We start from the raw sequence: 9,713 nt of genomic DNA, 5'->3' as shown, positions 1-9,713 counted from the left end.
AGCTGATGCTCGAGCGCGGCGTCATCGTCTCCCCACGAGAGCGTCCGCCGCTGATGCCTGACGTTCGGGCAGACCTACGCCAACGCGCTGCGCCGTCAACGCCCGGGACCCGGCGACAAGTGGCACCTGGACGAGGGTGTGTCCAGTGACTGGTGTATCTGATGTTGTGTGAGTTACCGGCGGCCGATGGAGAGTCGGCCGTCGAAGGCGATGTCGAACGCCTGGAGGGCGGGCTTCCATCGCATGGTCCAGCGTTTGCGTCCCTTGCCGGTGGGGTCGAGGCTCATGACGGCCATGTAGACGCACTTCAGGGCCGCTTGCTCGTTCGGGAAGTGCCCGCGGGCCCGGACGGCCTTGCGGATGCGGGCGTTGACCGACTCGATCGCGTTCGTCGTGCAGACGATGCGGCGGATCTCGACGTCGAACTGCAGGAAGGGCACGAACTCGGCCCAGGCGTTCTCCCACAGCCGCACGATCGCCGGGTACTTCGTCCCCCAGGTCTCCTGGAACTCCAGGAACCGCTCCTCGGCGGCGTCCTGGGTCGGAGCGGTGTAGCCGGGCTTGAGCGCCTTCGAGATCTTGTCCCAGTCCTGGCGGGCCGCGTAGCGGAAGCTGGCGCGCATCAGGTGGACGACGCAGGTCTGTGTGATCGCCTGCGGCCAGACCGTGCCTATGGCGTCCGGCAGGCCCTTCAGGCCGTCGCAGACGACCATGCACACGTCCTCGACGCCGCGGTTCCTGATCTCGGTGAGGACCTGGAGCCAGTACTTGGCGCCCTCTCCGCCGTCGCCGGCCCACAGGCCCAGGATGTCGCGGGTGCCGTCCACGGTGACTGCGAGAGCGACGTAGACGGGACGGTTGGCGACCTGTCCGTCGCGGACCTTCACGTGGATGCAGTCGATGAAGACGACCGGGTAGACCGGGTCCAGGGGGCGGTTCTGCCCCTCGGCCATCCCGTCTATGACCTTGTCGGTGATGGTGGAGATCGTCGACTTGGACACGCTCGCGCCGTAGACCTCGGCCAGGTGGGCCGAGATGTCGCCATGCGTCAGGCCCCGGGCCGAGAGGGACAGCACCATCTCGTCGACGCCGGACAGCCGCCGCTGGCGCTTCTTGACGAGCTGCGGCTCGAAGGAGCCCTCGCGGTCGCGCGGCACGTCGATCTCGACCGGGCCGACGTCCGTCAGCACGGTCTTCGAGCGGACCCCGTTGCGGGAGTTGCCGCTACCGGCCCCGGCCTTGTCGTGCTTCTCGTAGCCGAGGTGATCGGTGATCTCTCCCTCCAGAGCGGACTCCAGCACGCGCTTGGTCAGCTGCTGCAGCAGCCCGCCCTCGCCGGTCAGCTGGAGCCCGCTCGCGCGGGCCCGGTCGACCAACTGCCCGATCAACTGCTCGTCCAGCAGGTCCGCAGCCAGCCCCGCCGGCCGTACCTCTTCAACCGCCTCAACCGAGACGATCACGTCGCTCATCAGGTGCTCTTCCTTGATCAGGAGATACACCGGTCACCGTACAGACCCATCTTGACCGCCAGTAGGTTCCTGCCACCTAATCTTGACCGGTGCGGGGGGAAGCGGCGGGGGTTGCTGCGCGGGCGTACGGCGATGCCGTGCTGTCGGAGTTCGAGCTCGGCTTCGTCGGGATGATCGACTGCGGTTCGGGACCACCGTTGGAGCCGGAATTCAGGTGCAGGCATCGCGTCGAGCGGATAGGACTGCTCTGATGATGATCTTCCACTGCGTCGAGTGCGGCGCCGCCCTGACATCTGCACTGACGCCGCTGTCCGCTGTTCCAGAGCCCCCGCCCTTCGAGCAGCCGAGGCCGGGGGCCCGGGGGCCGGAAGCGACGATCCCCCGGGGGCACTATGCGATCGAGACCGACCCGTGGGGCGCCCCGTACGAGCCCTACCCGGACGACGAGGATGGCCCTGCTCAGCGCCGGGCGGGCGGGAAGTCCGATATGCGTGGCTCACTGAGGTCCGCCGGACCCCGGGGCAACATCGTTCTGCATCCCGATGACGCGACAGGCCTGACGATGCTGGTGGACACGAGCATGGGGTGCTGCGGCGGCCCATCCGGAGACCAGGGCCTTAATCGCGCGTGCCGGTGCGGAACACCCGTCGCAACGCTGGCCGCCGACTGCACCACCGTCTACGAGCTGCACCTCGACGCGAACAGTGTGCGGGCTGACAAGGTGCCTGACTGACGGCGGCCACGCGCGTCGGCGCCATCGCGCCGATCAAGATCATGTGGCAATCGGTCAAGGTCACCTGTCAAAGGTCAATGACCCGTCTCAAGTTAGTTTGACGCGTCTCATCGAAGTTTGACCGACCCTCTATGATCTTGGCTCAGTGCCGAGTGGATCATGGGGGGATCGGTGGCTGGACTCGCGCTCGCGTACGGCGACGAGGCGTTGTCGGCGTTCGACCTGGCCTTCCGTCGTGGTGACGGCCTTCACCGGGCCCATCTCGGCGGGTGCTGGGATGTGCGGTTCGAGGACGTCGAGCCGGTCCGCGAGTTCCGGTGGACCAAGGGCGGGGAGAGCTTCGCGGGCCTGTATTACTCGGCGACGATGGGTGACCACGTCGGGTACGAGTCGTGGCTGGAGCGGGACCGGCTGATCCTGCTGGACCGCGATCCGCAGGTAGTGGCGGTCGCCTCGCAGCCGTTCTGGCTGCACTGGCACGACGGCCGGCGCCAGCGGCGGCACGCGCCGGACTATTTCGTGCGCCTGGCCGACGGCCGGGCCCGGGTGGTCGACGTGCGGGCGGCCGACCGGCTGGACGAGCAGGCACTGGTGGCGTTCGCGGCGACCCGTCGGGCCTGCGCGGCAGCGGGCTGGGAGTTCGAACGGGTGGGGACGCCGGATCCGGTGCTGATGGAGAACGTGCGCTGGCTGTCGCGCTACCGCAGGCGAAGGGCCGGACGGCCGGCGGAGGTGGCGGCCCGGCTGGTCGAGGTCTTCGCGGATCCGCAGCCGTTGTGGGGCGGTGCCGGGCTGGTCGGTGACCGGCTGCTCGTCCTGCCGGTGCTGTTCCATCTGCTGTGGTCGGGTGTCCTGGCTGCGGAGTTGGAGGCCGAGCTGCTCGGCACGGAGAGCCTGGTCTGGGTCGAGAGGGGGCAGGGGTGAGCGAGTTGAGGCGTCCGGTGCAGGTCGCGGTCGGGGACCGGATCCGGTTCGACGGCCAGGTCCGCGGGGTGCTCGCGGTGTCGGCGCTGGCCGTGACGCTGTCCGACGACGACAGTGCCTACCGCGTCGTTCCGCTGCTGGAGCTGTTCGAGGCCGACGGCTTCGAGGTCCTGACCGGCCCGGCCCGGATGCCGTTGCCGCCGGTGTCACTGCTGGAGACGCTGCCGCCGGAGGTGCTGGCGAAGGCGCTGTGGTGGGAGGGCCACATCCTCGAGGTGCTGCACGGCCTGCCGTTCGGCGCCGCACCGGGCACGGCTCCCCGGCCCGAGTACGCGCCCGGCCAGCCGCTCACCGCCCGGCAGCGGGTCAAGGCCGCCGAACTGACGGTGGCCGGACACCGGGTGACGGCGAGCACGGTCGGCCACCACCGGCGCCGCTACCAGCAGGACGGCGTGCTCGGCCTGGTCGACTACCGACCGGTCCGCAAGAAGCCACAGTTCGGGGTGGTGGACGAGCGGATCGTGGCGGCGATGCGGTCGGCGATCGAGGAGGTCATCGACGGTTCGACGAAGACGGGTTCCTACTTCCTCTGGCGGACCGGGGAGATCCTCAAGGCCAGCGAGGAAGGCCGGGCGGTGGAGCTGCCCTCACGCGCCACCCTCTACCGGCTGCTGGCCAAGCTGACCGAGGGCACCCACACCTTCAGCACCGCGACCACCCGCCGGTCCAAGGCCCACGGGGCGAAGACCCCGTTCGGTGAACTGCCGGCGTTCGCGCCGGGCCAGGTCATGCAGATCGACTCCACCCCGATGGACGTGATGGTCCTGCTGGACGAAGGCGTCCCGGGACGGATCGAGCTCACCGGCATGATCGACGTCGCCACCCGGACGCTGTCCGCCGCGGTGCTGCGGCCAACGACGAAGGCGGTCGACGCGAGCGTGCTGCTGGCCCGCGCTGTCACCCCAGAGCTGATGCGGCCGGGCTGGGCGGACGCGCTGCGGATGTCGCGCTCGGTGCTGCCGCACCGCCGGCTGCTGAGCCTGGACGAGCGCCTGGAGCACGCCGCCGCCCGGCCGGTGATCGTCCCGGAGATGATCGTCTGCGACCACGGGAAGGTGTTCATCTCCCGCAACTTCAAGGCGTCCTGCCGGTTCCTGGAGATCGACTTCCAGCCCGCGCACAAGGGCTCCGGCTTCGAGAAGGGCCACATCGAGAAGATGCTGGCCTCGATCGCCACGCTGTTCGTCCAGTTCCTGCCCGGCCACCTGGGCCGCAGCACCGACCATCGCGGCCGGCACCCGGAGCGCGAGCGGCTCTGGTCGCTGGTCGAGCTCCAGGAGCTCCTGGACGAGTGGATCGTCGCGCACTGGCAGAACCGGCCGCACGACGGCCTGCGCGACCCCGCCCACCCGAGCCGGATGTTCACCCCGAACGAGAAGTACGCCACCCTCGTCGAGGCCTGCGGCTACGTCCCCGTCGCGCTGAGCGGCGACGACTACGTCGAACTCCTGCCGGCCGAGTGGCGGGCGGTCAACGACTACGGCATCAAGATCAAGCACCGCAAGTACGACAGCCCCGAACTCGACCCGCTCCGCCGCCAGAACTCCGGCATCGCCGCCAAGCGCGGCCTCTGGGAGGTCCACCGCGACCCCTACGACGTCTCCCGGATCTGGGTGCGCGACCACCGCAGCGAACAGCGGCCCTGGATCCAGGCGACCTGGAAGCACCTGCACCGGGCGCCGGTCCCGTTCGGCGACCTGGCCTGGGACCACGTCAGCCACCAGCTTCCCGGCGCCACCGAGGAGGAGATCGCCGACGCGGTCGCCGCCTTCCTCACCCGCGCCCACGCCGGGCCAGCCGACAAGCCGAAGGCCAAGCCGTCCAAGCGCGACCGCAGGGTCGCCGCCCGGACCAAGGCCGCCGGACCGGCGACCCCGATCCCCGAGCAGGCCGCCGAACCCGCAGCCGAGACCGAGCCGGCACCGGCTGAGGAGAAGCTCGCGGACGTGATCCCGCTCGGCCTGTTCGACCCGCTCGAAGACCCCTGGAAACGACGATGACGACACCGGACACCGACGACGCCGGGCAGCACCTGACGACCAAGGACGGCTGGCGCCGCTTCGTCCTCGGACCCCCGCCGACACCGCACCTGCCCACCCCGGAGGAGCACGTCAAGCTCGCCGAGCCGGTCCGCAGGCGCTACGACGAGATCCGGATCGACCACCACGCCCGGCTGATGGTGGTGGCCACTTCCACGGTCCGGCACACCGTCACCACCGGCCGCCGCCTGGTGATGCTCAACCGGCACGCGATCAGCGCCCGCCGGGGCCTGATCGTCTCCGGCCCCGCCGGCACCGGGAAAACCATCGCCATCACCCAGCTCGGCCTGGCCCACGAACTCAACGACCGAGCCGTCCACCACGGCGCGAGCGGCCGGATCCCGGTCCTCTACGTCACCGTCCCACCGGCCGCGACCGCCCGCATGATCGCCGCCGAGTTCGCCCGCTTCCTCGGCCTGCCGGTCAACAGCCGGCTCACCACCGCGGACATCATCGAGTCCGTGGTCGGCGTCTGCACCAAGGTCCGCACCGGCCTGGTGATCGTGGACGAGGTCCACAACATATCCCTGACCACCCGCCAGGGCGCCGAGGTCTCCGACACCCTCAAGTACTTCTCCGAGCGGATCCCCGCGACGTTCATCTACGCCGGGATCGACATCGAGCACAGCACGATCCTCCAGGGCACCCGCGGCGCGCAGATCGCCGGCCGCTTCACCCTCATCCCCACCCACCCCTTCCCCTACAACGACGAGTGGAAGGGCCTGGTCAAGACGATGGAGGACACCCTGCTGCTGCACAAGCACCGGCCCGGCACCCTCGTCGGCCTGGACCGCTACCTCCACGACCGCACCGGCGGCATGATCGGCGCCCTCTCCCACCTGATCCGCGGCGCCGCGATCGACGCGATCCTCATGGAGACCGAGAAGATCACCCGGGGCGGCCTCGAAGCCGTCCCGCTCGACGTCACCGCCAGCACGCAGGACAACCGCAAGCGGAAGGACGGGTGAGCACCCCGCCAAGGCCCATCCCGCCAGTCAAGATGCTGCCGGTCCAGGTCTTTCCCCGCCCCTGCGAAGGCGCCGAAGCGTTCATCGCCCGCCTCGCCGAGGCCAACCACCTCAAGCCGGCCTACCTCTGCGCCCACCTCTGCGATCCCCCGAATCACCGCGGCACCATCAGCTGGGCCCGCCTCGCCGCTGCGGCCGGCCGCAGCCTCGTCAGGCTCCAAGTGGTCCTGGAGCAGCACCCTCCGCCATCACCGCCCCAGTCGCTCTGCGAGTACTGCGGCGCCCCGCCCAAACGAGAGTCCGAACCACCGCAGGCGCCGTGGTGGTGCACAGAACGCTGCCAACGCCGCAGCAACCTCCTGATCAGCGCCCCCTCAAGCATCGCCGTCCTCCCCGGACAGAAGTCGACGCTCTCCTGCCTCACCTGCGGAACCCGCTTCATCCGCTCCACCAGGGGCACGACCAACACCTGCTCAAGAGGCTGCCAAGCCAAGCTCTTCCGAACCCAAGCAGCCGAGGACGCCCTCTACAAGAACCCCAACGCCGTCGAGGACGACGACCTCTGAACGGGCTGTCCGCATACGAGTGGAAGTGCAGGGCCACGTACGGGTGAACGTGCAGAGGAATATGGTGTGTCTGCGTACCGTGTTGAGGATCCTTCTGCCTGACGGGTGACCGAGGTGGAGGGCGGCCGGCGATGGTTCTGAAGCTGACCGATGACTGCAGCAGCAGAGCGGGCGCCGCGCGGCCCCGGCAGGCACCATCAGACGCAACCACCGCAGCGGCGGGTGGACAAGCCCCGCAGCCACCCCGGCCACCGGAAGCCCGGCGCAGCAGCGAGCAGCCGCGCTCCGGAGCCGACCCTGGCCCGACCAGGGGCAGCGAACCGCACCCGAGGCCGGACCGCCGGGTGACGGTCCGTCGGGCCGCTCACAGCCCGCAGGTGTCCCCACCGCGGTCGTGCCCGTCGGTGACCATGGACACGAAGACGTAGACGTCCAACAGTCCGAGCACCCCGGCGATGCCGATCACCAGCGTCGCCACGGCCACCAACAACACCTGCCGCTCGCCGCACCGCCGGAACACCAGAACAGCGACTGGGACGGCCGCCAGGTTCAGCACCGGCGTCACGGCGGCCACCACCCAGACCCAGGCGGGCACCGCACCGTTGTCGAGGCACCGGCCCCACAACAGGTCTGTGTGGGCACGGTACGCGCGGTACCCGGCGACCTGGCCGAGAAGGACCATGGCTGTCATCGCGCCGAGCAGGCCCCAGCCCTTTGCCCTGCTCCACTCCACCGGCTGCATGCTGGGCGTCCCGTCCGACGTAACCGGCCCGCTGCGGGCCACGGCCACAGGGACGCGAGGTCGGCACCGCCGGTTCCGCACGGGCCAAGGCCAGCGCCAGCAGGTCCCGGGCTGCTCGGCCAGACCCGCCCCCGCTCGCTCTGCACGTTCACTCGTATCTGACTCTGCGCATTCGCGAGTACGCCGACACGGGCGGTCAAACTTCGATGAGACAAACCCCCGCCGGTCAAACTTCGATGAGACACGTCAAACTAACTTGAGACGGGTCAGCCGGTGACCGGCCGATCGGGCGGGGTGTCCCACCCTCGTCTCAGGCCGGGTTCGAAACGCTCCCACCTGGGGTTTTGGGGTAGGACTGTCCTAGCGAAACGGTCGAAAACGGACACGCTGGGACAGTGGTGGGACGGTGCTGGGACAGGGCCTGAGACACCCCTGGGACAGCCTCTCCCCGGCTCATCGGTAGCACGGCGGGCGGCCGGGTCGGGCCGGTTGTGCGGAAGCGGCCCGAGCAGTTGGTACGGGCGGCACACTGCGCGGGTGACCACCACCTCGCACCTGGAGCGGCCCGCCCGGCGCCGACGCCACGCCCGTCTCGTCGCCTCCCTCACCGACCTGGTGGGAGCGTGTGCGGAGGCGGCCGCCGAGATCTACCGGCCGCTCGCCTCCGCTCTGCCCGGGCAGCAGGCCGTCGACGTCGCGGCCGGCCTGCTGTACGTGCGGATCGGCCTGACCGCCCCGCTGGTGCTGGACCGGGCCCGCGCCGAGGACGACGAACGGTGGCCCGGCGCGCTCGCCCAGGAGCAGCGGGAGGCGCAGCGCACGTACGCGGCCAGGGTGGTGGTGGCCACCGCCCAGGACCTCACCGGTCCCGACTCCGACGACGACCAGGCCGACCAGGGCGACCGGGTCGAGGCGGCCGGGCCGGCCGGGGCCGGTCTGGTGGCGGTGCCGACCGTGGAGCAGGGCGCGGCGATGGAGCTGGTGGCCGCCGGGTCGGAGGTCGCCGAGCGGTGGCGCGAGGATCCGGCGGAGGCGGCCGTGCTGGCGCTGGAGCTCGCGGAGTCCGGGGAGTTCACCACCGGTGAGGTGCTGGACGCGGCGGTGGACGAGCGCGTGGTGGCCGGCCTGCTCGCCCTCCAGGAGGCCCGCACCGCACCCGATCCGTCCACCGCGGCCGAGCTGTGCCTGGCCGCCGTCCCGCACCTGGTCCTCGCCGTCCACCTGGCCTCCGCCGACCTGGACTGACCGACTGCGTGCCCGTACGCAAAGCCCTGACCTGCGGCATCGCCGACTGCGGACGTGGCTTTGCGGGAGCCCGCAAGCCGGATGCGGGGGTGCGGTGCGCAGCCGCACGCACTCCGCACCGCACCGCTTGCGTACGGTGCGGCGTACAGGTGCGGTCTTGCGGCGTACGGTGTGCGCCGCAAAGAGCGGATCCGGTGGAGGTGCCGGTCGGCACGGCCGTCAGGGCCGTCAGGGCCGGGGCCGGCTGACCCGGCTCATCGAAGTTTGACGAGTCTCAACGAAGTTTGACGGCACTGGACGGCTGCCCCTCCCCGCTAGTGGAACCCGGTGATCAATAGGCTCCCGCACATGAAGCAACCGTCGGAGATGAGCGAGCGCGAGTTCTTCGCCTTCATGGGTCGGCGTCCAAGCATGGTCGTGGGCAGGAACTCGTTCGACATGGCGACCGTCTTCCTCGCCGGCTATGCAACACACGCCGACCGCCACGGCGGCCCAGACCCCCTGGACGGCTTTCACGAGTGGCTGGTCGCCCGCCGAGGCCGAGACTGCAACCACGGCTGGCCGGGCCAGGTCCTACACATTGCTCTCCCCCACGGCTGGGAGAACATCCAGGACCTACCACCCGAGGACGAGCAGCGGGCCATCGAGGTCCTGTTCGAGCTCCTCGACGCCTTCCTCGCCGAACGTGAGGCGAGGGTGAACACCCAGGCATCGGCGTGACCACGCCGCCAACACCAGCGGCGATCAAACTCCGATGAGACAAACTCTCGCGGTCAAACTTCCTTGAGACGCGTCAAACTTCGGTGAGCCGGGTCACCGGCTGCTCGGGCGGGGGTGTCCCAGTCCTGTCTCAGGCCGGGTGCGAAAGGCTCCCTGAACCGCCCCGGGTTCGATAGAGATCTCAGATTATGGTTGTGACCTGCGGTTTTGTGGTGGTGAGGTAGTAGGTTTTCTCGTACTCGACGGG

The 9,713-nt window shown here is 69.9% G+C and carries 9 protein-coding genes and 1 pseudogene; 8 read left to right on the top strand and 2 right to left on the bottom strand.

Going from position 1 to position 9,713, the window contains the following annotated elements:
- Positions 1-141, top strand: a pseudogene (locus ACIRPK_RS36505) (IS6 family transposase); the annotation flags it as partial.
- A gap of 32 nt (positions 142-173) precedes the next feature.
- Here the strand turns inward: ACIRPK_RS36505 and ACIRPK_RS36500 are convergent.
- Complete coding sequence (locus tag ACIRPK_RS36500; RefSeq protein ID WP_403047171.1) at positions 174-1,460, bottom strand: IS256 family transposase; 1,287 nt, start codon at positions 1,458-1,460, stop codon at positions 174-176.
- Positions 1,461-1,719: 259 nt separating this feature from the next.
- Here ACIRPK_RS36500 and ACIRPK_RS36495 point away from each other — a divergent pair, with 259 nt between their 5' ends.
- From ACIRPK_RS36495 to ACIRPK_RS36475, 5 genes are all read left to right on the top strand, one after another.
- Positions 1,720-2,202: a hypothetical protein gene (locus tag ACIRPK_RS36495; protein WP_403047168.1), complete on the top strand. Its 483-nt coding sequence runs from the start codon at positions 1,720-1,722 to the stop codon at positions 2,200-2,202.
- A gap of 159 nt (positions 2,203-2,361) precedes the next feature.
- Positions 2,362-3,126 carry a TnsA-like heteromeric transposase endonuclease subunit gene (locus ACIRPK_RS36490; RefSeq protein ID WP_403047165.1) on the top strand — a complete coding sequence of 255 codons (765 nt, stop codon included), beginning with the start codon at positions 2,362-2,364 and terminating at the stop codon, positions 3,124-3,126.
- Entirely contained in the window at positions 3,123-5,186 is a 2,064-nt protein-coding gene (locus ACIRPK_RS36485) for a Mu transposase C-terminal domain-containing protein (protein WP_403047163.1), read from the top strand. The genes ACIRPK_RS36490 and ACIRPK_RS36485 overlap by 4 nt, the downstream gene beginning before the upstream one ends.
- The gene (locus ACIRPK_RS36480) at positions 5,183-6,193 is read left to right on the top strand and encodes a TniB family NTP-binding protein (RefSeq protein WP_403047161.1); all 1,011 of its coding nucleotides are present in this window, start codon (positions 5,183-5,185) and stop codon (positions 6,191-6,193) included. Before ACIRPK_RS36485 ends, ACIRPK_RS36480 begins: the two co-directional genes overlap by 4 nt.
- A complete protein-coding gene (locus ACIRPK_RS36475) occupies positions 6,190-6,759 on the top strand; it encodes a hypothetical protein (protein WP_403047159.1) in 570 nt (189 codons plus the stop codon). The genes ACIRPK_RS36480 and ACIRPK_RS36475 overlap by 4 nt, the downstream gene beginning before the upstream one ends.
- A gap of 364 nt (positions 6,760-7,123) precedes the next feature.
- Here ACIRPK_RS36475 and ACIRPK_RS36470 read toward each other — a convergent pair whose 3' ends face one another.
- Complete coding sequence (locus tag ACIRPK_RS36470; RefSeq protein ID WP_403047156.1) at positions 7,124-7,492, bottom strand: hypothetical protein; 369 nt, start codon at positions 7,490-7,492, stop codon at positions 7,124-7,126.
- A gap of 546 nt (positions 7,493-8,038) precedes the next feature.
- On the opposite strand from ACIRPK_RS36470, the gene ACIRPK_RS36465 reads away from it, so the two are divergent.
- Both ACIRPK_RS36465 and ACIRPK_RS36460 read left to right on the top strand, forming a co-directional pair.
- Positions 8,039-8,746: a hypothetical protein gene (locus ACIRPK_RS36465; RefSeq protein ID WP_403047154.1), complete on the top strand. Its 708-nt coding sequence runs from the start codon at positions 8,039-8,041 to the stop codon at positions 8,744-8,746.
- A gap of 348 nt (positions 8,747-9,094) precedes the next feature.
- Positions 9,095-9,466 carry a hypothetical protein gene (locus ACIRPK_RS36460; RefSeq protein WP_403047151.1) on the top strand — a complete coding sequence of 124 codons (372 nt, stop codon included), beginning with the start codon at positions 9,095-9,097 and terminating at the stop codon, positions 9,464-9,466.
- The last annotated feature ends 247 nt before the right edge of the window (positions 9,467-9,713 follow it).

The sequence above is a fragment of the Kitasatospora sp. NPDC101801 genome (assembly GCF_044766665.1).
GTDB lineage: Bacteria > Actinomycetota > Actinomycetes > Streptomycetales > Streptomycetaceae > Kitasatospora.
Note: the sequence above shows the minus strand (reverse complement) of the source record. Positions and strands in the feature narration are given on the sequence as shown.